The 24,835-nt window shown below is 64.8% G+C and carries 25 protein-coding genes; 16 read left to right on the plus strand and 9 right to left on the minus strand.

The genetic code is table 11. The features are described 5' to 3' along the window. Positions 1-69 precede the first annotated feature (69 nt). The 3 genes from HWX08_RS23230 (at position 70) to HWX08_RS23240 (ending at position 1,486) form a co-directional block, all read left to right on the plus strand. Positions 70-504 carry a cupin domain-containing protein gene (locus tag HWX08_RS23230; protein WP_069259336.1) on the plus strand — a complete coding sequence of 145 codons (435 nt, stop codon included), beginning with the start codon at positions 70-72 and terminating at the stop codon, positions 502-504. A 312-nt stretch (positions 505-816) separates the two neighbouring features. Next, entirely contained in the window at positions 817-957 is a 141-nt protein-coding gene (locus HWX08_RS23235) for an HHHH-motif protein (RefSeq protein ID WP_174921257.1), read from the plus strand. A 61-nt stretch (positions 958-1,018) separates the two neighbouring features. Then, positions 1,019-1,486 carry a DUF3761 domain-containing protein gene (locus tag HWX08_RS23240; protein WP_107310265.1) on the plus strand — a complete coding sequence of 156 codons (468 nt, stop codon included), beginning with the start codon at positions 1,019-1,021 and terminating at the stop codon, positions 1,484-1,486. 106 nt (positions 1,487-1,592) lie between these two features. On the opposite strand, the gene HWX08_RS23245 is transcribed toward HWX08_RS23240, so the two are convergent. Beyond that, complete coding sequence (locus HWX08_RS23245; RefSeq protein WP_069259338.1) at positions 1,593-2,948, minus strand: polyhydroxyalkanoate depolymerase; 1,356 nt, start codon at positions 2,946-2,948, stop codon at positions 1,593-1,595. Positions 2,949-3,237: 289 nt separating this feature from the next. Here HWX08_RS23245 and HWX08_RS23250 point away from each other — a divergent pair, with 289 nt between their 5' ends. From HWX08_RS23250 to HWX08_RS23290, 9 genes are all read left to right on the plus strand, one after another. Next, positions 3,238-3,900 carry a glutathione S-transferase family protein gene (locus HWX08_RS23250; protein ID WP_174921256.1) on the plus strand — a complete coding sequence of 221 codons (663 nt, stop codon included), beginning with the start codon at positions 3,238-3,240 and terminating at the stop codon, positions 3,898-3,900. Positions 3,901-4,137: 237 nt separating this feature from the next. Beyond that, the gene (locus tag HWX08_RS23255) at positions 4,138-5,379 is read left to right on the plus strand and encodes a Crp/Fnr family transcriptional regulator (RefSeq protein ID WP_174921255.1); all 1,242 of its coding nucleotides are present in this window, start codon (positions 4,138-4,140) and stop codon (positions 5,377-5,379) included. A 13-nt stretch (positions 5,380-5,392) separates the two neighbouring features. Beyond that, positions 5,393-6,157 (plus strand): flagellar motor protein, encoded by a 765-nt coding sequence (locus HWX08_RS23260; protein WP_011355952.1) that lies wholly within the window; start codon positions 5,393-5,395, stop codon positions 6,155-6,157. A gap of 39 nt (positions 6,158-6,196) precedes the next feature. Further along, a complete protein-coding gene (locus HWX08_RS23265) occupies positions 6,197-6,871 on the plus strand; it encodes an OmpA/MotB family protein (protein WP_174921254.1) in 675 nt (224 codons plus the stop codon). 48 nt (positions 6,872-6,919) lie between these two features. Continuing rightward, positions 6,920-7,891: a hypothetical protein gene (locus tag HWX08_RS23270; protein ID WP_174921253.1), complete on the plus strand. Its 972-nt coding sequence runs from the start codon at positions 6,920-6,922 to the stop codon at positions 7,889-7,891. Between the two features lie 133 nt (positions 7,892-8,024). Next, positions 8,025-9,887 (plus strand): methyl-accepting chemotaxis protein, encoded by a 1,863-nt coding sequence (locus tag HWX08_RS23275; RefSeq protein ID WP_174921252.1) that lies wholly within the window; start codon positions 8,025-8,027, stop codon positions 9,885-9,887. A 103-nt stretch (positions 9,888-9,990) separates the two neighbouring features. Beyond that, positions 9,991-10,779 carry a hypothetical protein gene (locus HWX08_RS23280; RefSeq protein ID WP_174921251.1) on the plus strand — a complete coding sequence of 263 codons (789 nt, stop codon included), beginning with the start codon at positions 9,991-9,993 and terminating at the stop codon, positions 10,777-10,779. Positions 10,780-10,931: 152 nt separating this feature from the next. Further along, positions 10,932-11,351 (plus strand): DUF6678 family protein, encoded by a 420-nt coding sequence (locus HWX08_RS23285; RefSeq protein ID WP_069261094.1) that lies wholly within the window; start codon positions 10,932-10,934, stop codon positions 11,349-11,351. A gap of 417 nt (positions 11,352-11,768) precedes the next feature. Then, a complete protein-coding gene (locus HWX08_RS23290) occupies positions 11,769-12,182 on the plus strand; it encodes a hypothetical protein (RefSeq protein ID WP_069259344.1) in 414 nt (137 codons plus the stop codon). Between the two features lie 261 nt (positions 12,183-12,443). Here the strand turns inward: HWX08_RS23290 and HWX08_RS23295 are convergent, their stop codons facing one another. From HWX08_RS23295 to HWX08_RS23305, 3 genes are all read right to left on the minus strand, one after another. After that, positions 12,444-13,679 (minus strand): metal-dependent hydrolase family protein, encoded by a 1,236-nt coding sequence (locus HWX08_RS23295; RefSeq protein ID WP_174921250.1) that lies wholly within the window; start codon positions 13,677-13,679, stop codon positions 12,444-12,446. A gap of 12 nt (positions 13,680-13,691) precedes the next feature. Next, positions 13,692-15,008, minus strand: coding sequence for an MFS transporter (locus HWX08_RS23300; RefSeq protein ID WP_174921249.1), 1,317 nt, complete (start codon positions 15,006-15,008; stop codon positions 13,692-13,694). Positions 15,009-15,131: 123 nt separating this feature from the next. After that, complete coding sequence (locus HWX08_RS23305) at positions 15,132-16,043, minus strand: LysR substrate-binding domain-containing protein (RefSeq protein ID WP_069259347.1); 912 nt, start codon at positions 16,041-16,043, stop codon at positions 15,132-15,134. A 187-nt stretch (positions 16,044-16,230) separates the two neighbouring features. Between HWX08_RS23305 and HWX08_RS23310 the strand changes: the two genes are divergently transcribed. Next, on the plus strand, positions 16,231-16,641 hold the full coding sequence (locus HWX08_RS23310; protein ID WP_174921304.1) for a TIGR02594 family protein: 411 nt from the start codon (positions 16,231-16,233) through the stop codon (positions 16,639-16,641). Positions 16,642-16,710: 69 nt separating this feature from the next. Here the strand turns inward: HWX08_RS23310 and HWX08_RS23315 are convergent, their stop codons facing one another. From HWX08_RS23315 to HWX08_RS23335, 5 genes are all read right to left on the minus strand, one after another. Beyond that, entirely contained in the window at positions 16,711-18,147 is a 1,437-nt protein-coding gene (locus tag HWX08_RS23315; protein ID WP_174921248.1) for an efflux transporter outer membrane subunit, read from the minus strand. Between the two features lie 19 nt (positions 18,148-18,166). Next, positions 18,167-19,741, minus strand: a complete 1,575-nt coding sequence (locus tag HWX08_RS23320) for a DHA2 family efflux MFS transporter permease subunit (RefSeq protein WP_069259350.1) — start codon at positions 19,739-19,741, stop codon at positions 18,167-18,169. Between the two features lie 13 nt (positions 19,742-19,754). Continuing rightward, positions 19,755-20,849: an HlyD family secretion protein gene (locus tag HWX08_RS23325; RefSeq protein ID WP_174921247.1), complete on the minus strand. Its 1,095-nt coding sequence runs from the start codon at positions 20,847-20,849 to the stop codon at positions 19,755-19,757. Positions 20,850-20,913: 64 nt separating this feature from the next. Further along, complete coding sequence (locus tag HWX08_RS23330; RefSeq protein ID WP_069259352.1) at positions 20,914-21,345, minus strand: MarR family winged helix-turn-helix transcriptional regulator; 432 nt, start codon at positions 21,343-21,345, stop codon at positions 20,914-20,916. Positions 21,346-21,426: 81 nt separating this feature from the next. Next, on the minus strand, positions 21,427-22,347 hold the full coding sequence (locus HWX08_RS23335) for a LysR family transcriptional regulator (RefSeq protein ID WP_107310251.1): 921 nt from the start codon (positions 22,345-22,347) through the stop codon (positions 21,427-21,429). A 91-nt stretch (positions 22,348-22,438) separates the two neighbouring features. Here HWX08_RS23335 and HWX08_RS23340 point away from each other — a divergent pair, with 91 nt between their 5' ends. The 3 genes from HWX08_RS23340 (at position 22,439) to HWX08_RS23350 (ending at position 24,774) form a co-directional block, all read left to right on the plus strand. Further along, a complete protein-coding gene (locus HWX08_RS23340; protein WP_069259354.1) occupies positions 22,439-22,867 on the plus strand; it encodes a MarR family winged helix-turn-helix transcriptional regulator in 429 nt (142 codons plus the stop codon). Between the two features lie 187 nt (positions 22,868-23,054). Continuing rightward, complete coding sequence (locus HWX08_RS23345; protein WP_174921246.1) at positions 23,055-24,302, plus strand: aconitase X; 1,248 nt, start codon at positions 23,055-23,057, stop codon at positions 24,300-24,302. Then, on the plus strand, positions 24,295-24,774 hold the full coding sequence (locus HWX08_RS23350) for an aconitase X swivel domain-containing protein (protein WP_069259356.1): 480 nt from the start codon (positions 24,295-24,297) through the stop codon (positions 24,772-24,774). Before HWX08_RS23345 ends, HWX08_RS23350 begins: the two co-directional genes overlap by 8 nt. Positions 24,775-24,835: the final 61 nt, after the last annotated feature.

The following is a 24,835-nucleotide window of genomic DNA, read 5'->3' on the forward strand; positions in this document are numbered from 1 at the left end:
GTCGCGCCGCCGCACACTGGAACGCTAAATGCTTGTCACGCGGGATCCTTTCGATGAAGGAGCACCGCGATGAGCACCCCGACCCCCACCGCCTTTTCCCATGTGAAGCCGCAGGACACCGCGTATCGCGGCGAAGGCCTGCGCGACTTCTTCCTGTATCGCGATCTCGGTATCGCGGCCGCGACGAACGGCAAGGTCGTCGCGCAACTCGTCAGGGCAAATCATGCACCGGAGGCGGGCACCGGCTGGCACCGTCACGAGGCCGAGTTCCATATCGTGATCATGCTGAAGGGCTGGGCGCGCTTCATGTACGGTGAACAGGAGACGCTGGTGAGCGCCGGCGATTGCGTGCACCAGGCGCCGGGGATCGTCCACTACCTGTTCGACTACTCGCCGGACATGGAGTACCTGGAGATCGTCGGGCCCGCCGATTTCAAATCGATCGACGTCGACGGCCCGTGCGCGGTGCCGCCACCGACACCGTGGGCAGAGTCGGGGGCGTAGCGGTGCGGTGTTTCCGCATGCATCGTCCGTCCGCCTGTTTGTGAAAACCGCCTTCGGGCGGTTTTTTGTTGGGCCTTCCATGGAAGCCCACGTGGGGTCCGCGTTCCCGTGTTCACATTCTTTCGAATTCCGAATGACCGCGAAGCTGAAGATCCGGAAAGAAAAGAAAGTCGTTCGTCAGCTTCGACGCGTTGGCGCCGTCGCGATGTCAAAGATCGTCAATTGCGCGTGAACGCGGTGCACGGCCCGTCGACGACCGGCGTTAAGGAGGTACCAGCCGGATCACCGGTTGACCTACCCGGGAGAGATTTCATGAAGCGCATCGCAAAGATCCTGACGGCCACCGCAGTGGCATGTGCCGTTCTCGTGCCGGCACTGGCGGAAGCGCATTCGCACCGTGTGTGTCACTTCGATCACCACCACCACCATCGCGCGTGCCGCTGGGTGCGGTAACCGCGACTTTCCCGGGAATACCCGGAACGCATTCTTCATACAGGCAAATCAGGAGAGGACCATGAAAAAGACAATGTTGATCGCCGCGCTGGTCGCCGGCATGGGTATGTCGATCGGTGCGTTCGCGCAGGTTCCGGCCAGCGCGCCGGCCGGCACGACCGGTCTGTGCAAGGACGGCTCGTTCTACTCGGGCGCATCGAAGAAGGGCGCATGCGCGGGCCACAAGGGCGTGAAGGCCTGGTACGGCGCATCGTCGGCGGCCGCCGCGAGCGCGCCGGCCGCAGCGCCGGCCATGGCGGCCTCCGCCGCCCCTGCGTCCGGCACCGCGCCGGCGAAGAGCGCGGCCGCAACGACCGCGGCGGCGGCACCCGGCGGCGGCCCGGGCAAGGTGTGGGCCAACGACAGCACGAAGGTCTATCACTGCTCGACCGACAAGTATTACGGCAAGACGAAGCACGGCAGCTACATGTCGGAAGCCGACGCGAAGGCGAAGGGCTACCACGCGTCGCACGGCAAGGCCTGTTCGTAACGCAGGCTGACGCGCGAGGCCGCTTCCTCGCGCGTCGTCCGCAAGCTGCAGCAACGCACGCCCCGCCATCGATGGCGGGGCGTTTCATTTTCAGTGTCGTAGGCCTTCAGTGGGCTGGATGCAGCGGCGCGTCGGTCGCCGCGTCGTGCGCGGTTGTGCGGGCATCGAGCAGCGCGCGCAGCGTCACGTAGTGCGTGCCGTCCGCGTTGCCTTCCGCATCCGCGGTGCGATCGTACGGCTCGTTGTCGTGGATCGTCGCGCGCACGATCGGATAGATCTGCGTTTCCCAGCGGCTGCCGTTGAACACACCGTAGTGGCCCGCTCCCGTCTGCACGTGGTGCGTCTTCAGGTACGGCGGCAACCCCGAACACAGCTCCTGCGCGGCGACCGTCTGGCCGACTGCGCAGATATCGTCCTTCTCCCCTTCGATCGTCAACAGCGCGGTGCGATGAATCGCCGCCGGTTCGACGAGCCGGTCGCCGACCGTCAGCTCGCCGCGCGCGAGCGCGTATTGCTGGAACACCTTCTCGACCGTTTCCAGATAGAACTCCGCGGTGAGATCGGCGGTGGCGAAGTATTCGTCGTAGAAGTGCCGCAGCGTGTCGGCTTTTGCCGGGTCGCCTTTCGCGCGCTCGTAATACAGGTCGGCGAACGACGCCGCATGGCGATCGGGATTCATCGACATGAACGCGCCGACCTGCACGAACCCCGGATACACGCAGCGTTGCGCACCGACGAAGCCAGCCGGCACGACGCTGATCAGGTTCCGCGCGAACCATTCGATCGGCTGGCTCGTCGCGAGCGCGTTGACCTTCGTCGGATTCACGCGGCAATCGATCGGGCCCGCCATCAGCGTCAGGCTCGCGGGCTGCGCCGGATCGCCGCCGGCAGCCATCAGCGCGACCGCCGCGAGTGCGGCGACGGTCGGCTGGCAGATCGCGAGCACGTGCGCATCGGGGCCGATCTGACGGATGAAGTCGATCACGTGCGCAACGTATTCGTCGAAGCCGAACCGTCCGGCCGTGAGCGGGATGTCGCGCGGGTTGTGCCAATCGGTGATGTACACGTCGTGGTCGGCCAGCATCGTATGCACCGTGCCGCGCAGCAGCGTCGCGAAATGCCCGGACATCGGCGCGACGATCAGCACGCGCGGCTGGCGCGCCACTGGCAACGCCTTGCGGAAATGCAGCAGCGTGCCGAACGGCGTGGCGGCGGCGGCTTCCTCGACGACCGGCACCGTTTCACCGTCGACGACGATCGACGTGATGCCGAACGGCGGACGCCGATGCGAGAACGCGCAGCATTCGAGCAGTTCGCACAGCGCGTCGAGCATGCGGCCGGTCGGCGTCGCGGTGGACGGCGGCCACAGCGCCATCGTCGCGCGTGTGGCCGCGGCCCATGCGCGCGCCGGGCGCGTGCATTCTGCAGACCATTGGTAGAACGGATAGGCAAGCAGATTCATGACCGTCGCTCGTTGTGCCGCGTTGCATTGAACGAGGCAAGCGATGTGCCAGCTTGCGGCTGGCACGCGCGTTGCACGCGGTTCGGGAACGCGACGACGCAGATGGCACGCGCCACACGGCAGCCGCGCGCGATGCGTTGCCCAGCCGGCCTGGCGTGCGGCATGTGCCGCGACAGCGTGCGGTGCTGCGCCAGTTCGGCGAATGGGCGGCACCGGCATGGTGCGGGTGGCGCGACGCGGCGTCCGTTTTCGGTGCAGGGGCGCGAACGGTTTTGAACAGGGGAGCGACATGGAAGTCACCGGACGGACGACGTTGACCATCAGCAGCCGCAATTACTCGTCGTGGTCGATGCGCGGCTGGCTGCTCGCGAAGTTGAGCGGGCTCGGGTTCGACACGGTCAGCGTGCCGATCGACGCCGCGTCGCGCGCGGAGTTGCTGTTGCTGTCGCCGTCGATTCTCGTGCCGTGCCTGACGCACGACGGCAACACCGTGTGGGACACGCTCGCGATCGCCGAATACCTGAACGAAATCCGGCCGCACGCGCGGCTGCTGCCTGAAGACCGGAAAGCCCGCGCGCATTGCCGGTCGATCTGCGGCGAGATGCATTCCGGTTTCAGCGCATTGCGATCCGCGTTGCCGATGAACCTGCGCGCGCACTTTCCCGGCTTTCGCATCTGGTCGCGCGCGCAGCACGACATCCAGCGGATCGTGACGATCTGGCGCGAGTGTCTGGCCGCGTACGGCGGCCCCTGGCTGTTCGGCGCGGAGATCGGCATCGCCGACGCGATGTATGCGCCCGTCGTCACGCGCTTCCTGACCTACGACGTGAAACTGGAGCCCGACATCGCCGAGTACTGCATGCAGGTGCTCGCCCATCCGTTCGTGACGGAGTGGACCGACGCGGCGAAGGCGGAGCACGAGGACATCGACGAACTCGACATGGAGTTCTGACGCACGGGACCGCTCGCCGCTTTCAATTGCACTACACGCGCAGGCGATGAAATGAACTTTCCCGTGCGGCTGCGCGACCCGCAAACGTTTTACGTTGATTTCGGTTCGAAACGAGGACGAATTCCCTAAAGGATGTTGAGCCCGATGACGTAAACGGGTCACGGGGACGACTCGCGATCGCATGCTTTCGACATGCGACGCGCAGTCCGCAACATTCAGCGCAGCAGGGGAATCGACTTGAATCGTCAGCAATCGTGGACGCGTACGGCGGCGCCCGGGGAAATCATTTACTCCGAGGGTTTTGCGGGCGAGCCCGTCATCTTTCTGATCGCCGACGGCAAGGTCGAGCTGTCCACGCGATGCGACGACAAGCGCGTGATCGTCGCGACGCTCGGCCGCGGCGAGTTCTTCGGCGAATCGGCATTGCTCGCGGCCGAACCGCGTGCCCATACCGCGAAGGCGCTTTCATTCTGTCAGCTGACGGTCGTGCCGGCCGGCATGCTCGACGAGGAAATCGAGCGCGTGTCGGCGCTGCTGCGCCACATCGTGCGAACGATGATCCGCCGCGTCAAGCGCAAGGACGACCAGCTCGCCACCTACACGCATGCCGACTTCATGCCGGGCGTGCTGTCGTATGCGCATGTGCTGGCGCTGATGGCGGGCGCCGAAGCGCGCGACGGCGGCGACGCGTGGGTGCGCCGGCCGATGCAGGCCCATGCGGCCGAAACCTCGGTGCCGCTTGCCGAAGTGATCCGCAAATGCCGCGCGATTGCCGGCCATTCGCGCCCGCACGTGCTCGCGATGCTGCGACGCATGGAGAAGCTCAACCTCGTCACGATCGAAGCGGCGCAGGCGGACCATGCGGGCGGGGCAGTCGACTATGCGGCTTCGTCGGATGCGCGCCAGGTCGTCACGTTCGACGCCGCGCGCGTGATCGATCGCGCGCAGCAGGTGGCCGATCACGATCTCGATCTGTCGATCAACAGCGAGCTCGAACTCATCGAACTGGCCGATCTCGAATCGCTGATCGGCGTCGAGAGGACGATGCTGCTCAACAAGCTGTCGAACGGCGAGATTGCCGACGAAGTGTTCGCGTTCCGCAAATCGAAGGTGCTCAGCTACGTCGAGCAAAAGGGCGTTGCGTACTTCTCGCGACGCAACGCGCGTCGCGCAGAGGTGCGCTCGCTGGAGGATCTCGTGTCGATCGACCAGCGCACGCTGTTCGACGTCATCGGCACATTCGACACCTACGATCTCGCGAAGCTCATCGCGAATCTCGACGATCGCGCGGTGGCCGACAAGCTGTTCTCCGTGATGACCGAGGCGCGGCGCAACGAGGTGTCGTGGGTGATGCGCCGCGAGCTCAAGCTCGATCCGGTTGAGATCGAGGACATCGAGCGGCGCGTGCTGGATGCCGTTCGCGCGGCGAAGGCGCCGGCGGCAGGCACTGCGCCTGTCGCGTCGGCATCGGATGCATGACGAGGAGGCGCGTATGGATCTGTTGACCCTGGCCGGTGTGGTGCTGGGCGGCGCCGCGATCGTGTTCGGTTTCGCGCTGGAAGGCGGGCACTTCTCGATGCTGTTCCAGTTCGAGGCGCTCGTGATCGTGCTTGGCGGCACGCTCGGCGCGGTGATGATCCAGAACACCTGGGCGCGCTTCTTCGACGCGGTGAAACAGCTGCGGCTCGCGTTCGTCCGTGCGCGCGAGGTCGATCGCAAGAACCTGTCCGACCTGCTCGAATGGGGCGACCGCGCGAAGCTCGACGGGCTGCTCGCGTTCGAATCGATGGACGTGAGCGGTATTCATCCGTTCGCGCGCCGCGGGCTCGAACTGCTGGCCAACGGCGTGTCGACCGCCGTGCTCGAAGATGCGTTGCAGCGCGAACTCGATGCGTACGAACGCAGCCGCCTCGCTGCCGCGCGCGTGTGGCAGCAGGCCGGCGGGTATGCGCCGACGTTCGGCATTCTCGGGTCGGTGCTCGGGCTCGTGCAGGTGACGAGCCACATTCTCGAACCGGCGCAGCTCGGGCCAGGCATCGCGGTTGCGTTCATCGCGACGCTGTACGGGCTGGCGTTCGCTAACCTCGTGTTCCTGCCGCTTTACGGCAAGCTGCGCGCGCAGATCGACAGCGAATTGCGGTTTCGCAAGCTGTATCTCGACGGCTTGCTGGCAATATCGCGCAAGGAATCGCCGCATACGATCGAAACGCGGTTGACCGGTGACGTGCGCGGGCGTGCGGTCGAATCGCTCGCGTGATGGGCGCATGTCGTACGACGAACCCGGATTCCCAATCGCATGACTGCTCGAACTGACGGTGCATCTGCCGCCGATCGCGACGACGACGAACTCGACGGCGTGCAATCGGGCCGCTGGCTGATTTCGTACGCGGATCTCATCACGACGCTGATGGTGCTGTTTCTCGCGCTGTATGTGCTTCAGCTCGCGAAATACAACGCGCTCGATGCGCGGTATCAGACGCTCGCGCGGCATGCCGACAGCGCGGCGAGTGCATCCGCTGCCTCTGCCGTAACACCTGAGCGCTCGCCGCCGTGGCTCGCGTTGCTCGATTCGTTGAAGTCGAACGGCCGGATCTCGCTGGTGAAGGCACCGCATGGTGTCGAGATCGGCATCGACGCGAAGATCCTGTTCAACGTTGGCGATGCGCGCTTGCTGCCCGATTCGTCGCCGGTGCTGAACCAGATTGCGCAGGCATTGAGCGCGCATGCAACCGGTGACATCCTCGTCGAAGGCCACACCGACAGCGTGCCGATCGCGAACGCGAAATACGAATCGAACTGGGAGCTGTCGTCGGCGCGCGCGGGGAGCGTCGTGCGCTACCTGACCGAGCGCGGCGTCGCACCGCATCGGCTCGCGGCCATCGGGCGGGCCGATACGCAGCCGCTCGTCGCGGGTGACGATGCGGCCGCGCGGGCGCGGAACCGGAGGGTCACGATCTTCGTGGCGTATTGATTGGATTGCTCGCGCTCACCCACGATCTGAACCTGAGGGAATGTATAGATGTCGACCGAGAATAATGCCGGGGCCGCTGCCAATCGCGAGAACACACGAAACCCTCGCGGTGTTGTCAGGCTGCTGGTGCGTGTGCTGACAGCTGATTTGTCGCTTAGAAACCTGATCATCCAGACGATTGTGCTTTCCTTGGCGATTGCATTCGCCTGCTATTACTGGCTGGGGCCGTGGATGGCCACACATAGTGATTACGCATGGTTGAGCCAATGGCGCTGGATGCCGTTGCCGGCGGCATTGGGATATCTGGCGTTGATTGGAGTCATACGGCATCGGTCGCTGATGGCGGCGCATGCTGCATTTCGCGATTTGCCGAAGGGCACGCCAGACGAGAAGAAAATTCAGCTCAAGCACCAGGTCGAGAGAAAGCGCAGTCTGTACAAGATGATCGGTGAGGTATTCGCCGCGATGTCGGTACTCAGCGCCGCATTTTCGCTGATGGGCTCCTATACGTCGTTCGACGCGCGATTTTTGCGACCCGGCCCCGCTGTGATTGCAGCGGATCTGGCACGGATCCGCGTGTTGACTGAGCGGTCGTGTCGTATGGGTGTGACGGCGGACATTTGCACGACTCCGCCTTCCGTGCGCCAGATGATTGACATCGTCGAGAAGGAAACTGATCCGATTGAGCGGCGGGCTGCCGTAATGGAGATGCTGGAGCGTGTCGGTCCGGTGCTGGCCGCGATTCAGGACGTCGGGCATGACGAGCTGGCGCGTCTCATCAAGAAGGTCGATGCTGAAATTCCCGACGAGGCGGGGTTCTCATTACTTCAGATGGCCATTGCATCATTTCTGGTTTTGACGGTGACTATTGCGGTCGGTTTCAAGCTTGCTGTTGCCGTGTACGAGTACCGGCTCACGTTCTTGGCAATTGATGACGTTGCGAAGCAAACCGTCACGCCCCATGTTTCGCAGCGTACGAATATGCCGCAGGTCGCCGAATCGCAGGAGTCGTCAAAATAAACAGCCCGAATGCCGCCGGTGCTGAGATATAACGAATCTCGCATGATGAACATCTGAAATCAGCGATGCGGTTCTGCGCGCGCATGCCGATAACCCAAACTGGCTCAGACCGAGCGGCTATCGAGGGTTCCCCATGCATTTCTGGCGCAAGCTTTCCATTCAGAACAAGCTGATTCTCAGCATGACGAGTTGCCTGCTCGTGTTCGTCGCGATCTCGAGCGGGCTCAGCATCCGCCTGATCGGCAACGCGGTGCGCGATCGCGTCGTGCGCGAAGAGCTGCCGACGGCCGTGAACGGCATCCGCGCCGACGTGCAGCGGCAGATGGCCGGGCCGATCGCCGCGTCGCGGATTCTCGCGCGCGATGCATTCCTGCTGCAATGGGAAGCCGACGGCGAACCGGACGCCGGCACGCGCAACTGGATCCAGCTCGCGAAGAACGTGAAGGACGAGCAGAAGGCCGCGTCGGTGCAGTGGGTGTCGGTGAAGAGCGGCAACTACTACAACGAAGCCGGTCTGCAGCGGAAGGTGACCGACAAGGATCAGTGGCTGACCGGCTTCCTGTCGTCCGGCAAGGCGTTCGACGTGAACATGGACCGCGAGGTGACGGTCGGCGGCTACATGATGTTCATCAACAGCCGCGTCGAACTCGACGGCGTGCCGATCGGCGCGGCGTGCATGAGCTTGTCGGTCGATGCGCTCGCGAAGGGCATCGCCGCTTACCGGATCGGCGAGACCGGCTTCGCGTATCTCGTGCGTCCCGACGGCGCGATCATGATGCATCGCGATTCGTCGCTGATCGACGGCAAGCATTTCATGAAGGACCAGCAGGGGCTGCCCGGCGATGCGTCGTCGACGCTGCTGGCCGGCAAGCCGTATGCGTACCTGAGCTACAACGGTGAAGGCGGCGCGCGTTTCATCGCGACGTCGTTCATTCCGGAGTTGAACGCATATGTGGTCGTCGAGGTGCCGCAGGTCGAACTCCTCGGACCGGTGACGCGTGCGATCCGCAGTGCTGCGCTGGTCGCGGCGGTGGTGGGGCTGGGTGTCGCGTTGCTCGTGATCTGGCAGGTGGGGCGTGCGATCGCCGCGCCGATCCGACGGGCGGCGACGCTGCTGTCGGAGATCGCAAGCGGTCAGGGCGATCTCACGCGCCGGATGACGGTCGAGAGCCAGGACGAGATCGGGCAATTGTCGGATGCGTTCAACCGGTTCGTGTCGTCGCTGTCGACGCTGGTGCATAGCATTCGGGCGGCTTCTGCATCGATCGCGACCGGGTCGGCGCAGATTGCGACCGGCAATGCCGACCTCAGCGAACGTACCGAAGGGCAGTCGAGCAACCTGGAGCGCACGGCTTCATCGATGGAACAAATCACGGCCGTGGTGCGGAACAACACCGAGACGGCGACGACGGCCGCGAAGATGATCAACGGCGCTTCCGATGCGGCGGCGCGCGGTGGGCAGGTGGTGGGCGAGGTGGTGAGCACGATGCAGGAGATCAGCGACGCGTCGCAGCGGATCTCCGAGATCATCGTGATGATCGACAGCATCTCGTTCCAGACGAATATTCTTGCGTTGAACGCGGCGGTGGAAGCGGCGCGGGCCGGGGAGCAGGGGCGCGGGTTTGCGGTGGTGGCTTCGGAAGTGCGGAATCTGGCGCAGCGCAGCGCGCAGGCGGCGAAGGAGATCAAATCGCTGATCGAACATAGCGCGGGGACGGTGAATACCGGGTCGCGGCTGGTGAGTGAGGCCGGGAAGGTGATGCGCGATGTCGTGACGCAAGTGCAGGGCGTGAGCGCGATGATGAGCGAGATTGCCGAGGCGAGCCTGGAGCAGAGTGCGGGTATCGATCAGATCGGGGATGCGGTGCAGTCGCTCGATCAGATGACGCAGCAGAATGCGGCTTTGGTCGAGGAAAGTGCGGCGGCTGCGGAGAGTTTGAAGCAGCAGGCGGCGGAATTGACGCGGCTGGTGTCGGCTTTCAAGGTGGATGAGTAAAGCCTGATTCGCGATTTAGAATAAGGCGTTTCTGAGGGACGGCTGTAGTGGGTTCACGGCAGCCGTTTGCATATCGGCGCGGGATTCGGTGACGTCTATAAAAATGAAACGCATTTCCAGGTGGAAGATCGGGGTGGGGGCGGTGGTGCTCGTCGCGGTAATGGCTGCCGTGGGCGCGAAGGTGGTTGCGTCGCCTGCCGATTCTTATCTTGCCTATCGAAAGAAAGCCGTCGACACGGTTGCAGCGGCGCGGATTGAAGACCGGGCGGATCTGGACAAGAAATACACGGCCGACGTGAATGCGCGGTTGGTCAAGCTGGTCGGGATGGTCAGGGCGAAAGGGTTTTCCGCGAAGGCGGGGAGTAACGTGTCGAGCCTCGTTGTCGATAACGGGATGACGCCCGGGCCGGACGGACTGTTCTTGAAGTCGAATGACGGGAAGGTGAATCTCGTCGTGACGGCGGTTCCGCTTTTGAAGGCCTGGGTAGCGACGGCAGATGCGGGGATCAAGTCGGCGGATGACGTTGCCGCGATTTTCGATAGCGAGACGTTTTACACCGACGTGCTCGGTGGCGACGCCGCGGAGTTTCGGTTTGCGGAATTACCGGTGAAGCGAAAGCCGGCTGATGCGGCGGTGAAAGCATGGCTGCTGGGTGACAGCCAGGACGGCATGCCGGATGGGCCGAAAACGTTGGCAGTGTCGATCAGGCAGGGCGCGCGGGTTTATATCCTGTGGCGGGATGCGACGTTGCCGACGATCGCCGCTTGCAGTACGGAACACGTGGCCGAGGAACAGCGGCCAGCCTGTTTCGCGCAGCAATTGCCCAAACAGCGGCGCTATTCACGGTTTGTGTCGGAAGCGCAGGCGATGGTCGATGCGGTTGTTCAGTAGGATGCAATTGTCTCGATGGCCGTTGAGTCAGGCGATATCGCGAGGCGATAGGGTTCGCTAGGGTTTTGAAAGAGTCGACAGTACCGGGGACATCGCCGACAATCGCGTCGCCCACGACTACCAGAGGGGAGTAAATGCAGTCCGAGCTTCCTATGGCTGATGCCCTGCCACGGGGTATCGACAAGGCAAAAATTCGATCGCAGGCGCAAAAGAAGTTCGCCGGGTCTCTGGCCAATGACACGAAATGGAACGAGCTGATTTCATTCATGCGTGGTCTGGACGGATGGCGGCCTTCGTACCGTTCAAAATGGATCAACGGGCATGTGTCGGGATGGGATGTCGAGTGGTTCTACCACCTGCCGTTTCCATTTGTGGGGGTTGAGTGGATGGATCTCGGATTGCGTGAGCAGGCTTCGGTCAGGCACGAGGTCATCGATCACTCAACGCTTGTTTTGAGTAAGCTGGCAGAAATTGGCTTCGAGTTTGAGGTCAGGGGTGACGTCGCCAGAATCTGGGGCTATGCCCCGAAGTCCTATGAAGATTTTCCGCCGGATGACTTTTCCGGAGCTTGATCGTCTTGCGTCAGTGGGCGCCGACGATGTCTTCTGCGTCGACCGCTGACTGGCGTTGTACCGACGGCTACCGCAGCACATCCCGACGCCGTGGTGAATGGGCCACTACAGGCAAATCCGATGGACCGCTCAGGGGCGAGGCCGACCATCGATTTCGCGCGCAAGCGCATCGTTCGACGCGCGTCACGGACGGGGGGGCACCGATAGACGCAAGCATCGAATTCCGGTTTCGTTCGAAACAGCGGGCGTCAAATCGTGGAGTAGTATTCCCCCATGTCCAGGTTATTGCCCGGCCCATACGGCGCACAGTCGACCCATCCGTGACGACGGCGGCAAGCTCGTTAAAGAGTTTGGAAACTGCTTCAACGATACGTGTGATGGCACAGGCCGCGGCGATGACATTGATGGGAAGGCATCATGTCAACCGAGTGGAAGCACCGCGTCAGACTGTTTGTCCAGCGCTTCTGGCAGCCGACCAGTGCGTGCATGACCTGCATGCCCGGGAGCTGGGGAAATATCATGAGCGTTACCCACTGGACTATCGCAATTCATACGGGTCTGCTTACCGGACTCCTGGCCGTACTGTTGACTTTCACGCCCGCGGCGAAACTCTACCCGCATCGATACGGCAATGCGCTGGTCGTTGGCATCCTGACAACGTTGGGCGACGTCTACTCGCACACGAGTCACTACCGTATCCCCTATGTCGAGCACATCGTGACGGGGGCAATTTCAGGTCTCCTGACGCTTGCGGCCTCCTATCTCTTCGAAGACCGCGCGCGACGTCTTCGGGTGGCGTGGGCTCGGTTTTTCGGACAATTTAGCCGCTGACTTTCCGAGCCCGCCTGGCCGAACGGAAAGACGCCCCCGACGAGGCTGCGCTTCATGACCGGAGGCTGCGCACGGACATCCGGAACGCGCGACGGGCAGGAGCAGGCGTTCGACGTAGCAGGATGGACCGTCACCGATCGCCGATCATTCAAAAAAGTGCGAACCATGATCGTTCGCTCGTTGTTTCGATCGTCCGGCTCGAAGCAAGCAACGGAGCCGTCAAACGATCCGGCGACAAATCCCCGCAACCGCGAACCCACCCTAACCCGCCCGCGCCTTCACAACCTTCCCCCGCTGCAATACATATTCGACGCGCTCGCCTTGACCGGCCACCACGTCGATATCCTCGAGCGGATTCCCGTCCAGCACGACCAGATCCGCGATCGCTCCCGCCGCCACGACCCCGAGCTGGCCCTGCATGTTGACGATTTCCGCCGCGACGGTCGTCGCCGACCGGAGCGCTTCCAGAGTCCCCAGCACCTCGGCCCGGATCCGGAACTCCCCGCACTGAAATGCGTGCATTTCCCCGAGCAGATCCGACCCGAATCCCATCTTCACGCCGGCGTTCGCATAGACTTCCAGCGATTCGCGCCCCTTCTGCTGAACGGAAGCCACCTTTGCCACTGACTCGGGCGGCATCCCGAACGCCGCGCCGTGTTTCGCGAGCGCGTCATACGTGACAAGCGTGGGCACCACGAACGCGCCATGCTCGTGCATCAGTTTCGCCGCCGCGTCGTCCACCAGATTGCCGTGTTCGATCGTCCTTACCCCACAGCGCACCGCCCGCGCGATTGCCCGCCCCGTGTACGCGTGTGCCATCACATAAGTATTCGCGGCCTCGGCTTCATCCACGATGGCCCGAATCTCGTCCTCGGAGTATTGCGTGTTCGCAATCGGGTCGGTCGGTGAAGCGACGCCACCCGACGCCATGATCTTGATCTGCGTCGCGCCTTTCTGAATTTCTTCACGTACCGCGAGCCGCACACCTTCGACCCCGTCCACCACGCGCGCAATCGCGCCCGTCCTGAAACAGCACGAGCAAGGCTCCAGCAAGTCCCCGCGAGGCCGAAAGTCCCCGTGCCCGCCGGTCTGCGACAACGCCTTTCCCGATGGAAAAATACGCGGCCCCGACACCAGCCCGGTCTCGACCGCCTGCATCAAGCTCCAGTCCGCGCCGCCTGCATCGCGTACGCTGGTGAACCCGCGCGACAACATCGCATCGAGAATCGGCAACGAGCGAATCGCCGCGAGAATGTTCGGCTGCGTCGCATTCGCGCCGAGATTCGCATTCGAAGCCAGCACATGCACATGGCAATCGATGAACCCCGGCATCACGGTCTTGCCGCGTACGTCGATGCGGTGCGCATTCGGAAAATCCACCGGCCGATCGGTCACTTCGACGATCCGGTCGCCGTCGATTACGACGTGATGATGTTCGAGCAGCACGCCCCGTTCGAGATCGAGTACGTTGCCGCCTTGAAGCACGGTAATGGTCATGGAGAGGGATCCTTATCGATTGACGGAAGCGGCACGCCTGGCGTCCTTCACGAAGCGCGTTCCGATGAAGCTGACGGCCGCCGCGAGGGTCACGTAGAAGGCCGGCGCCATGTTGCTGCCGGTGCGGGCGATGAGCCACGTGATCAGGAACGGCGCGAAGCCGCCGAAGATCGTGACCGCGAAGTTGTAGGCGACGGACAGCCCGGTCGATAGCACCTTGGTCGGGAACAGTTCGGCGAACGCCGCGAGGATCGGCCCGGTATAAGTCGCGATCAGCACGCCGAACACGGCCTGGAACACGATCAGCGACGTGAACCCGGGCGCATGGTTGATCCACGCGAACATCGGCCACGCGAGCACGAAGATCGCAAGCGCCGATCCGGACAGGAACACGCGCCGTCCCCACACGTCGGCGAGTTTGCCGACGATCGGCGAGCAGCACATGATCATCAGCCCGCCGACCATGCCGGCTGCGAACCCGGTCGATTGCGGCAGATGCAGCGTGCGCACGGAATACGTCGGCATGTAGAAGAGCAGCACGTACGTGCAGACGGTCCACAGAATGACCATCGAAAAGCTCGCGAACGTCTCGCGCGGGTAGGTGGACAGCACTTCCTTCAGCGGCGAGCTTTCTTTGGCCTGCGCCTCGACGGCACTGAAGGCGGGCGTCTCGTCGATATGGCTGCGGATGAAATAGCCGACGGGTCCGACGATGATCCCGAGCAGGAACGGCAGTCGCCAGCCCCAGCTATGCAGCGCCTGCACGTCGAGCGACGTCGTGACGAAGGTGCCGGTCGCGGCGCCGAGCAGCACCGCGAAGCCGATGCTCGACTGGATCCAGCTCGAGTAGTACGCGCGCTTCTCCGGCGGCGCGTATTCGGTGAGGAACGCGGTGGCGCCGCCCATCTCGCCGCCGGCCGAGAAACCTTGCAGCAGCCGCGCGACGACGATCAGCAGCGGCGCGGCGATGCCGGCCTGTTCGTAGGTCGGCGCGAGCCCGATGAGCGCGGTGCCGGCTGCCATCATGAGAATGGTGAGCGACAGCGCGGCCTTGCGCCCGACCTTGTCGGCGTAGATGCCGAGCACGATGCCGCCGACGGGCCGCATGAAGAAGCCGACGCCGAACGTCGCGACGGTCAGCAGCACGGACGTCAGTTCGTTGCCGGTCGGAAAGAACAGTTTCGCGATGATGACCGCGAAGAAGCTGTAGACGGTGAAATCGAACCATTCGAGACCGTTGCCGATCACGGTCGCGACGATGGCGCGGCGACGCTGCTGCACTGCCGCATCGACGGCAGGCGCGGCGCGCGGGGAAAGCGTTCCTTGCATGGTCTCTTCCTTTGCCAGAAGACGGGACGGGCGCCCCGCGTGAACCCCATGCTAAGGACAGCGCGATTTTTTTCTGAAACGAAAGATTTGCATGCACGCATGCGCTACGCGCATGCATCGCGATCAGGACGCGATCTGCTTCTCCGCTTGTTCGAACAGCCAGCGTGTGAACAGGCGCGCGGCCTGGTTCTGCGCGCGGTCGTTCGGCGAGATCACGTAATAGCCGCCGCCGTGGCTCGCGGAGGCTTCCGTCACGCGCACGAGCAGGCCGGCCTCGATGCACGCGTCGATCATGTAGCGCCAGCCGAGCGACACGCCCTGGCCGAGAATGGTCATCTGTACGATCTGCGGATACGAATTGATCGTGATGTCCTGCGGCAGCGCCTTCTGCCGGTCGATGTCGTTCTGGTCGAACCATTCGGGCCACGACATCCATTGGCGCTGTCCATCTTCCAGGCGCAGCAGCGTCTCGTTCGCAAGGTCGGCTGCGTCGAGCGTGCGGCCGGCCAGATAGCCGGGCGCGCAGACGGGAAAGACTTCCTCGTCGAACAGGCGGCGAGCGGTGTATTCGGCCGGCGCCTGCTGGCGCACGTAGTAGACGCCGACGTCGAATTCCGCCGGCGACATCGACGCGAGGCCGTCTCTGACGATCAAGCGCAGCTTGATGTTCGGATAAGCGGCGCGGAAATTCGGCAGGCGCGGCGTGAGCCACAGCAGCGCGACGCCCGACGAGCATGCGATGGTCAGTTCGAGATCGCCGTACGGCTTCATCACGTCATGCGTGGCTTCCGCGCATTGCGTGAGCAGATGATGGACCTGGGTCGCGTATTGCTCGCCGGCAAGGGTCAGCCGCAGTGAACGATGCTCGCGGACGAACAGCGAGCGGCCGAGGTATTCCTCGAGCTGCTGGATCTGGCGGCTGATCGCGCTTTGGGTCAGGTGCAGTTCGGAGGCGGCTTTCGTGAAGCTCGCGTGCCGCACGGCGGCTTCGAACGCGACGAGGCACTGAAGGGGCGGCAGAGGCGTAATGCGCATGGCAGCAAGGGAGGTCGAGGAGGCTGCCGATATGATACGAGCGGATCGAAAGGAAATCACAAGGAAGCAGGGCGCCGCCGCCGGCCGCCGCATTCGTGCGAAGATTGAGCGCACATCACACTCGCCCGAGAACGACGTGACCCCATCCAATCCTGAGAGCAACGCGAACGCCGCCCACCCGCCGTGGATGCCCGTCGCCCTGGCCGAACTCGGCATCCGCCGCCACCCGCCCGGCAGCATCAATCCGCGCATCGTCGAATACAACAACCAGACGAACCTGGTCGGCTACGACGACAAGATTTCCTGGTGCTCGTCGTTCGTCAACTGGTGCATGGCGCGCGCCGACATTCGCGGCACGGGCTCCGCGCTCGCGCGTTCGTGGCTCGAATGGGGCAGGCCGCTGGAGCGCCCGGTCTACGGCTGCATCGCCGTTCTGACGCGCGACGATCCCGCTAGCTGGAAAGGGCATGTCGGTTTCTACCTGCGTCACGATGAAGAACAGGTGTATCTCTTCGGCGGCAATCAACTGGAAGAAGTGCGCGAACTTGCGTATCCGTTGAATGAAGTGATCGGCTACCGCTGGCCCGTTGCCGGATGATCTCGCGGGCGATGTGTGAATAAAGGCGCAGGCCGTTCACGCGGCGTGCGTTCGCATCAGGCGCCGGCTTCAGTTCTTCGCCACCGCCTCCACCCCCGGCCCACCCGCCGCGTCATTCCTGCTCCACCCACCGCCAAGCGACCGATAAAGCGCGACCGCCGCCAGCGCATGTTCGCGCCTGACCTGATTGAGCGAATCCGAATCCCGCAGATACACTTCCTGCGCCGACAGCACATCCAGAAAATCCGTCGCACCGCCCTTATAAAGCTGATTCGCCAACCCAAGCGCCTTGTCCGAAGCCGCGAGCGCACTCCCGAGCCTGCGCGTCGCCTCGTCGGAACTGACGAGATTCGCCCGCGTATCCTCGACTTCCCGCAACGCCTGCAGCATCGTCTGCCGTAACCCGAGTTCCGATTCGCGCATCCGGCTTTCGCTCTGCGAGATATCGGCGGTAATCCGCCCCGCATTGAAGATCGGACTCGTCGCGCTTAACGCGGCACTGAACAGGTTATCGGTCAATGTAGGCAACCCGAGATAAGAAGCGGCCAGAATCCCGTCCGTCAGGTTCAACGAAAACTTCGGATACCGTTCGGCCTTCGCCACCCCCACCTGTGCGGCACGCCGCTCGACCTGCGCATACGCCGTCAGCACATCGGGCCGCCGCAGCAACGCCTGCGAAGGCAACGTCCCCGGCGCGCCCACCGGCGGCGCCGGAATCTCCCCCGCCTGCGCGAGCACGAGCCGATCGACCGATTCCGGCGTGCGTCCCGAATACACGGCAATCAGATTGAGCTGATGCGCGATCTGCGCCTGCGTCGGCGGAATCCGTGCTTCGAGCGCATCGAGCTGGTTCTGCGCACGCGTCACGTCGAGCTCGGTCGACAACCCGAACGCCTGCCGCTTGCGCGTGAGTTCGAGCGCATGCTGCCGGATCTTCGCGTTGTCCTGCAGGATCTTCAATTCCTGCTGTGACCAGCGCAGATCGACGTACGCGGAAGCCGCGTCGGCCGCGAGCGCGAGCCGCATCGCATCTTCCGCATGCTGCTGCCCGACCAACTCGGCCTGCGCGGCGAGCAGGTCGAGCCGTTCACCGCCGAACACATCCGGCGACCAGCTCAGCGCGAGCCCCGCGCCGGCCTGCCGTACGTAGCCGAGCGGCGGCGGCGTGTTCTGCCGCGCGTCGGCCGCGTGCGCGGTCGCGTCGAGTTCGGGCAGCAGCACCGCGCGCTTCTGCACGGTCAGCGCCTGCGCCTGCTTCACGCGTTCGGCGGCGGCCTGCAGGTCGAGGTTGCCGTCGAGCACGGCGGCGATCAGCCGGTCGAGCACGGGATCGTGGAATTGCGCCCACCACGCGGCGGCGTCGATGTCCGCGCGCGGCACGTCAATGTCCCACGCATCGGGTGCGAGCGTTCGAACCGAGTCCTGCAGCGCAGGATGCTGCGCGGGCTGCACCGCACACCCTGCGGCGAGTGCGCTGACGGCGAGGGCGACGAGAAGTTTTTTCATGATGGAGAGGACCTCAGCCTCAGTGCGCGTCCGGCGGCGGCGCGTTCAGGGAAATGGGTTTCGAGAAGACGACCGCGATCAGCGCGACGACGAAACACAGCGACAGCGCGTAGTACGCATCCGCATAGGTGAGCGTCAGCGCTTCGCGATAGATCAGGTGGTGCAGGTTCGCGAGCCCGGCTTGCGCGGTGTTCAGCGTATTGCCGGCCACGGACGCCCAGTACGCGGCCTGGCGATCGAGCAGGGACGCGATCTGCGGTTGGCCGGCGCTCACGTGCTCGTTCAGGCGCAGGTAATGAAAGTTCAGCCGGTCGTTGAGCATCGTCGCGCTCACCGCGATGCCGATCGCGCCGCCGAGGTTGCGCATCAGGTTGAACAGCCCGCTCGCCGATTTCAGGCGCGATTGCGGCAGCGAACCGAGCGCCATCGTCACGATCGGCGGCACGCTGAATTGCTGGCCGATGCCGCGCAGCGCCTGCGGCAGCAGCAGTTCGCGCCAGCCCCAGTCGTGCGTGATCGGCGTGTACAGATAGCAGCCGAGCCCGAAGCAGATCAACCCGAACACGAGCAGCGAGCGCAGGCTGAAGTAGCGCGCGGCGAACGCATACGCGCAGAGCGCGATCAACTGGAACGCACCGACCGACAGCAGCGCGATACCGATCTGCAGCGAGCTGAACGCACGCACCTGCGCGAGAAACAGCGGCGTGAGGAACACGGTCACGAAGATCCCGATGCCGGTCACGAACGACAGCAGGCTGCCGATCCCGAAGTTGCGCACGACGAGCGCGCGCAGGTCGACGACCGGGTCCTTCGCGGTCAGCGCATGCACGACGAACAGGAAGCCGCAGATGCCGGAGATCCACGCGCAGATCACGATCACGTCGTCGCCGAACCAGTTCTTGCGCGGGCCTTCCTCGAGCACGTATTCGAGGCAGCCGAGGAAGCCCGACATCAGCGCGATGCCGAGATAGTCGCCGCGCTTGATGAGGCTCAGGTCGGGCTCGTCGATGTGCACGTAGCGCGGCACGAGCGCGGCCACCGCGATGCCGGGCACGAGGTTCAGGTAGAACAGCCAGTGCCACGACCATTGATCGGTGATCCAGCCGCCGATCACGGGGCCGATCGCCGGCGCGAGCGACGCGAGCGCGCCGATGGTCGTCGACGCGATCAGCCGCTGCCTGCCGGGGAACAGCACGAACGCGGTGGTGAACACGGTCGGGATCATCGCGGCGCCGAGCGCACCCTGGAGCCCGCGAAACAGGATCATCGAATTGATGTCCCACGCGATGCCGCACAGCATGCTGGTGATCGTGAAGCCGACGGCCGACGCGGCGAACAGCCAGCGCGTCGACATCACCTTCGACAGCCAGCCCGACATCGGGATCACGATGATCTCGGCGATCAGGTAGGCCGTCTGCACCCACGACAGTTCGTCCTGGCTGGCGGACAAGCCGCCGCCGATGTCGCGCAGCGACGACGCGACGATCTGGATGTCGAGCGTCGCCATGAAGAAGCCGACGCACATCAGCGCGAACGCGAACACGCGCTGCTTCGTCGGTTGCGACGCCGGGTCGCCGGAAAACGCGGTGGTCATCGTCGTCTCCCGTTCAGCCTGCGTGGCCGGTATGCACGGTCACGACCGCGGACAGGCCGGGGCGCAGCACGTGTTCGATACCGGGCTGTGGATCGAGATGCACGCGCACCGGTACGCGCTGGACGATCTTCGTGAAGTTGCCGGTCGCGTTCTCGGGCGGCAGCACGCTGAAGGTCGCGCCGGTGGCGGGCGCGACGCTGTCGACGCGGCCGTGCAGCCGCGTGCTCGACGCATCGAGCGACACGTCGACGCGATCGCCCGCGCGCATCTTGCGAAGCTGGTCTTCCTTGAAGTTCGCGTCGATCCACAGGCCGGACGCGGGCACGACCGTCAGCAGCGGCACGCCGACGTTCGCGAGCATCCCGACGCGGCCCGTGCGGTTGCCGACGTAGCCGTCGACCGGCGAGCGGATCGTCGTGTATTCGACGTTGAGCGCGGCGACGCGCTGCGCGGCAAGCGCGGTGTTCACGCGGGCCCGCGCATCGGCGAGCTGCGCGCCGAGCACGTCGAGCTGCCGCTTCGACGCGAGCAGCGCGGCATCGCTGCGTTCGACGGCGGCGCCGGCCTTCGAGTAATCGGCGTCCGCGCGCTCGACGATCTGGTTCGAGACGGCGTCCGACTTCACGAGTTCACGGTAACGCACGCGGTCGGACGCGGCGCGCGTCAGCTCGGCCGACGACGCGTTCTTGTCCGCCGCGTGCTGGCCGATCACCGCGAACTGCAGCTGCTGCTTCGCCTCGAGCTCGGCCACGGCGGAGCGCGCGCTGTCGACTTCGGCAGTGGCCTGCGCGAGTTTCGCGTCGTAGTCGCGCGCATCGAGCTGCACGAGCACGTCGCCGGCCTTCACGCGCTGGTTGTCGGTCACGAGGATCTTGTCGACGAAGCCGCTGACCTTCGGCGCGAGCACCGTCACGTCGCCGCCGACATACGCGTCGTCGGTGCTCTCCTGGAAGCGCAGCACGAACAGCCAGTCGAGCGCGGCGGCGGCGACGACGACGATGACGGCACCCACCGCGATGCGCATCCACGGCACGCGACGCCGTTGCTTCGCGCTCTGGTCGGGTGTGGCTGCTTCACGCGATGACGCAGCGGCTTGGGTCGTATCCATCGATTCACCTATGTATATGCACGTATCAAGACGATCGACGACGTGTCGTCGATCGGGAAAGGGGCTAGCGTTCCGGCAGGTTGTGCGTGATCCGGAACAATTCGTCTCTCAGGCGGGCCGCCTGCGCCGACCCGAACCGCTGCTCGAACGCCTGCTGCGCGGCGAGCCAGTGCACCTGCGCGTCGGCGATCTTCGTTTCGCCGTGCGCGGTCAGCGCGAACGTCTGGCCGCGGCACGGCGGCTCGATCCGGCCGGCCACCAGCGCCGCGCCGACGAGCGGCTTGAGCGCGCGCAGCAGCGCGGTGCGTTCGATCACCAGCACGGCCGACAGCGTCGCCATCGTCAGGCCCGGCCGGTCGCGCAGCAGCGCGAGAATGCTGTACTGCGACGGCGTCACGCCCGCCTGCGACAGATAACGCTCGTAGAACTGCGAGATCCGGCGGGCGGCTTGCCGGACCGCGAAGCAATCGTCATCGTTGAGCGTCGTCTTGTGCATGTACACATGTTAGGGGGCTATACGGCGCGAAGCGAGCGGCGGGGCAGGATCAGATTGTTGTCGCGGCTGTACCAATCGGCGTCAGGCCGCGGCCGGCACGATCCAGCCTTCGCGGTCGCAGTACGCGGCCGTGTAGTCGATGAACGCCTTGACCTTCGCGGGCAGCAGCGCGCGGTTCGCGTACGCGAGCTTGATCTCGACGCACTTGTCGACGAGATCGGCATCCTCGAGCAGTTGCACGAGCGCACCCGACGCGAGTTCGGCTTCGACGAGCGTGCGCGGCACGACGCCGATCCCGAAATCGTGCATCACCATCTCGCGATTGAAGACGGGGCTGTTCGATGAGATGTCGAAGCGGAACGGCACCGTCAGCAAGTCGCCGTCGACGCGGAACGACAGCGCGGGCCGGCGCAGCGACGGCGACATCGGCACGAACGAATGCTCGGCGAGATCGGCCGGCGCGACCGGGCGCGCATGGGCGCGCAGGTACGCGGGCGTCGCGACGATCACGAGCGGAATCCGCTCGACCAGCCGCACGACGGTCGATTCGTTCGTCAGCATGTAGGGCACGACGATGCCGATGTCGTAGCCTTCGCCGACGAGATCGACGGGCCGCTCGGTCAGCGTCACGTCGAGGCGCACCTTCGGATGCGTGGCCTTGAAGCCGGCGATCAGCGGCACCAGCCGGTTCAGCGCGGCCGTCGTGTGCGCGACGAGCCGCAGCAGGCCTTCGGGTTCGCGCGTCGGCGCCTGCGCTTCCGCTTCGAGCGAGTCGAGTTCGTCGAGCACGGCCGCGCAGCGTTCGTAGATGCGCTCGGCCGTTTCGGTCAGCGACACCTGGCGCGTGGTCCGGTGCAGCAGCCGGCTGCCGAAGCGCGCCTCCAGATCCGCGACCGCGCGCGACACGACGGGCCGCGCGAGGCCGTGCATGTCGGCGGCGCGCGTGAAGCTGCGCATCTCCACCACCGACCGGAAAATCCGCAGCTTGTCGATGTAGTCCATGTCCGTCTCCTTGACGCGAGGGCCGGCCGCCGGCCGTGTTACGGCGGAGTGTACATTGACTTTATGCATATGCACATATAAATTGCCAGGCATGAACGACACCTCGATTGCCCAGGCGTGCAACTGTCTCGCGCTGCGTCAGGCGGCGCGCTTCGTCACGCAACTGTACGAGCGCCATCTGGCCCCGGTGGGCGTCACGCCCGCCCAGTTCTCGATCATGGCGAACATGAAGCGCCAGCCGGGCCTGCTGATGAGCGAACTCGCCGATGCGCTGGTGATGGACCGCACGACGTTGCTGCGCGCGCTGAAGCCGCTGCAGCGCGACGGCTTCGTCACGACGGCCGCGTCCGAGCACGATGCGCGCGCCCATGCGCTGAGCCTCACGAAGCTCGGCGAGCGGACGTTCGCGCGGGCGTTGGTCGCGTGGCAGGCCGCGCAGGACGATTTCGAAACGCAGTTCGGCCGCGACCGCGCGAAGGCGCTGCGCGACGAATTGTTCAGCGTGACCGCGGAACGCTAGGCGACCGTTCGCGGCAAACTGGGGCGAAATTAGAGCCACTGGTTTCTTTGTCCGCGGGAAGATGTGTAAATTGGTTTTTTAAACGGTCCGGATAGATTGCTATCTGGACAGTTTTTATTTCCAGTTGTAGAGTCCCCTGACGGATTTCGTGAACCGGCGCCGCCGGTTCCCGTCAGAGGAGCCACCGATGCTGCAGTTGAGCGACCGCGACAGCGCGATGCTGCGCGGGGATTTCGGCGAGGGCGTCGCGCGCGCGATGCGGATCGTCGCACGCACCGCGCAAGTGATGTCCGCGCCGCACCTGATCGACATCACGTCCGCGCATATCGACGGCTGCCTGTACCACGGCCAGACGAGCCTCGACTTCGTCGAGTATTTCGTCGAGACCGGCGCGAAGGTCGCGGTGCCGACCACGCTGAACGTCGGGTCGCTCGACCTGATCCATCCCGAGCTGTACCACGGCGACCGCACGATCCAGCGCGACGCGCAGCGCCTGATGGACGCGCATCTGCAGCTCGGCTGCGAATCGAGCTTCACGTGCGCGCCTTACCAGTTGAAGAATCGTCCGGCGAAAGGCGAGCAGATCGCGTGGGCCGAATCGAACGCGATCGTGTTCGCGAATTCGGTGCTCGGCGCGCGCACGAGCCGCTACGGCGATTTTCTCGATCTGGCGGCCGCGATCACCGGGCGCGCGCCGTACGCGGGGCTGCATGTCGAAGCGAACCGCGCCGCGCGGATCGTGTTCAACGCGCCGGACTTCAGCCGCCTGCCGTCGCGCGACATCCATTTCGCCGCGCTTGGGCTGCTGGTCGGCCGGATCGCGGGCGCGATCGTGCCGGCGATCGTCGGGCTGCCGGCGGACACCACCGAAGACGAACTCAAGGCGCTCGGTGCGGCCGCCGCGTCGAGCGGCGCGGTCGCGCTGTTTCATGCGGTGGGCGTGACGCCCGAAGCGCCGACGCTCGACGCCGCGTTGCATGGGCAGGCGGCGCCACGCACGGTCGACGTCGCGATGGCCGATCTCGACGAGATTCGCCGCACGTTGAACCACGGCGCGGCCGGCGATGCGCTCGTCGCGGTCGCGCTCGGCACGCCGCATTTCTCGCTGGCCGAATTCCGCACGCTCGATACGTTGCTCGACGCGTACGACGGCAAGCCGGCCTGCGATTTCTACGTGAACACGAGCCGGTTCATCCTGTGGGAGCTGGACGAAGCCGGCCTCGCGGAGAAATTCGCCGCGCGCGGCATCCAGATCGTCGTCGATACCTGCACGTACATCACGCCGGTGATGAAGCAGCTGTCGGGGCTCGTGATGACCAATTCGGGGAAATGGGCGTCGTATGCGCCCGCGAACATCGGCGTGAGCGTCGCGTACGGCAGCATGCGCGAGTGCGTACGGTCGGCGTATGAAGGAATGGTGCGATTCGATGACTGACGCGACGCGCAACGTATTGACGGGCGACACGCTCGTGCCGGGCCGCGCGTGCGCGCGCCCGTTCGTGCTCGACAAGCCGCTCAGCTTCTGGGGCGGCTACGATTCCGGCGCGGGAAGGATCGTCGATCGCGGGCATCCGCAGGCCGGCGCGAGCCTCGCCGGCACGGTGATGGTGATGCCGCACGCGAAGGGGTCGAGTTCGAGCAGCAGCGTGCTGGCGGAGGCCGTGCGCAACGGCACGGGGCCGGTCGCGATCGTGCTGAAGGAGCGCGACCTGATCATCTCGATCGGCGCGATCGTGGCCGCCGAGCTGTATGCGATTGCGGTGCCGGTGGTGTGCGTGACGGACGACGTGTACGACGCGATCGTCGCGGCAACGGGCGACGTGCGGATCGACGCGGGCGACGGCGATGGCGGTGCGCGGATTGATCTGAGTGACGACGCGCGTTCGGGCGGCCCTGGTTCGACCTGAACGAGCGGCGCGCACTGGCGGCGAATCAGCCGGTGTGCGCGGCGATGCGATCCGGCGCGTG

Origin of the sequence: Burkholderia metallica (genome assembly GCF_902832845.1) — a bacterium.
Lineage (GTDB): Bacteria > Pseudomonadota > Gammaproteobacteria > Burkholderiales > Burkholderiaceae > Burkholderia > Burkholderia metallica.

Coding starts and splice junctions, on each gene's coding strand:
- HWX08_RS23285 (WP_069261094.1), top strand. CDS start 10,932: ATGGCTGATGCCCTGCCACGGGGTATCGACAAGGCAAAAATTCGATCG.
- HWX08_RS23325 (WP_174921247.1), bottom strand. CDS start 20,849: ATGGATACGACCCAAGCCGCTGCGTCATCGCGTGAAGCAGCCACACCC.
- HWX08_RS23335 (WP_107310251.1), bottom strand. CDS start 22,347: ATGGACTACATCGACAAGCTGCGGATTTTCCGGTCGGTGGTGGAGATG.
- HWX08_RS23280 (WP_174921251.1), top strand. CDS start 9,991: ATGAAACGCATTTCCAGGTGGAAGATCGGGGTGGGGGCGGTGGTGCTC.
- HWX08_RS23265 (WP_174921254.1), top strand. CDS start 6,197: ATGACTGCTCGAACTGACGGTGCATCTGCCGCCGATCGCGACGACGAC.
- HWX08_RS23300 (WP_174921249.1), bottom strand. CDS start 15,008: ATGCAAGGAACGCTTTCCCCGCGCGCCGCGCCTGCCGTCGATGCGGCA.
- HWX08_RS23295 (WP_174921250.1), bottom strand. CDS start 13,679: ATGACCATTACCGTGCTTCAAGGCGGCAACGTACTCGATCTCGAACGG.
- HWX08_RS23345 (WP_174921246.1), top strand. CDS start 23,055: ATGCTGCAGTTGAGCGACCGCGACAGCGCGATGCTGCGCGGGGATTTC.
- HWX08_RS23270 (WP_174921253.1), top strand. CDS start 6,920: ATGTCGACCGAGAATAATGCCGGGGCCGCTGCCAATCGCGAGAACACA.
- HWX08_RS23340 (WP_069259354.1), top strand. CDS start 22,439: ATGAACGACACCTCGATTGCCCAGGCGTGCAACTGTCTCGCGCTGCGT.
- HWX08_RS23240 (WP_107310265.1), top strand. CDS start 1,019: ATGAAAAAGACAATGTTGATCGCCGCGCTGGTCGCCGGCATGGGTATG.
- HWX08_RS23290 (WP_069259344.1), top strand. CDS start 11,769: ATGTCAACCGAGTGGAAGCACCGCGTCAGACTGTTTGTCCAGCGCTTC.
- HWX08_RS23245 (WP_069259338.1), bottom strand. CDS start 2,948: ATGAATCTGCTTGCCTATCCGTTCTACCAATGGTCTGCAGAATGCACG.
- HWX08_RS23315 (WP_174921248.1), bottom strand. CDS start 18,147: ATGAAAAAACTTCTCGTCGCCCTCGCCGTCAGCGCACTCGCCGCAGGG.
- HWX08_RS23350 (WP_069259356.1), top strand. CDS start 24,295: ATGACTGACGCGACGCGCAACGTATTGACGGGCGACACGCTCGTGCCG.
- HWX08_RS23235 (WP_174921257.1), top strand. CDS start 817: ATGAAGCGCATCGCAAAGATCCTGACGGCCACCGCAGTGGCATGTGCC.
- HWX08_RS23275 (WP_174921252.1), top strand. CDS start 8,025: ATGCATTTCTGGCGCAAGCTTTCCATTCAGAACAAGCTGATTCTCAGC.
- HWX08_RS23320 (WP_069259350.1), bottom strand. CDS start 19,741: ATGACCACCGCGTTTTCCGGCGACCCGGCGTCGCAACCGACGAAGCAG.
- HWX08_RS23305 (WP_069259347.1), bottom strand. CDS start 16,043: ATGCGCATTACGCCTCTGCCGCCCCTTCAGTGCCTCGTCGCGTTCGAA.
- HWX08_RS23250 (WP_174921256.1), top strand. CDS start 3,238: ATGGAAGTCACCGGACGGACGACGTTGACCATCAGCAGCCGCAATTAC.
- HWX08_RS23230 (WP_069259336.1), top strand. CDS start 70: ATGAGCACCCCGACCCCCACCGCCTTTTCCCATGTGAAGCCGCAGGAC.
- HWX08_RS23260 (WP_011355952.1), top strand. CDS start 5,393: ATGGATCTGTTGACCCTGGCCGGTGTGGTGCTGGGCGGCGCCGCGATC.
- HWX08_RS23330 (WP_069259352.1), bottom strand. CDS start 21,345: ATGCACAAGACGACGCTCAACGATGACGATTGCTTCGCGGTCCGGCAA.
- HWX08_RS23310 (WP_174921304.1), top strand. CDS start 16,231: ATGCCCGTCGCCCTGGCCGAACTCGGCATCCGCCGCCACCCGCCCGGC.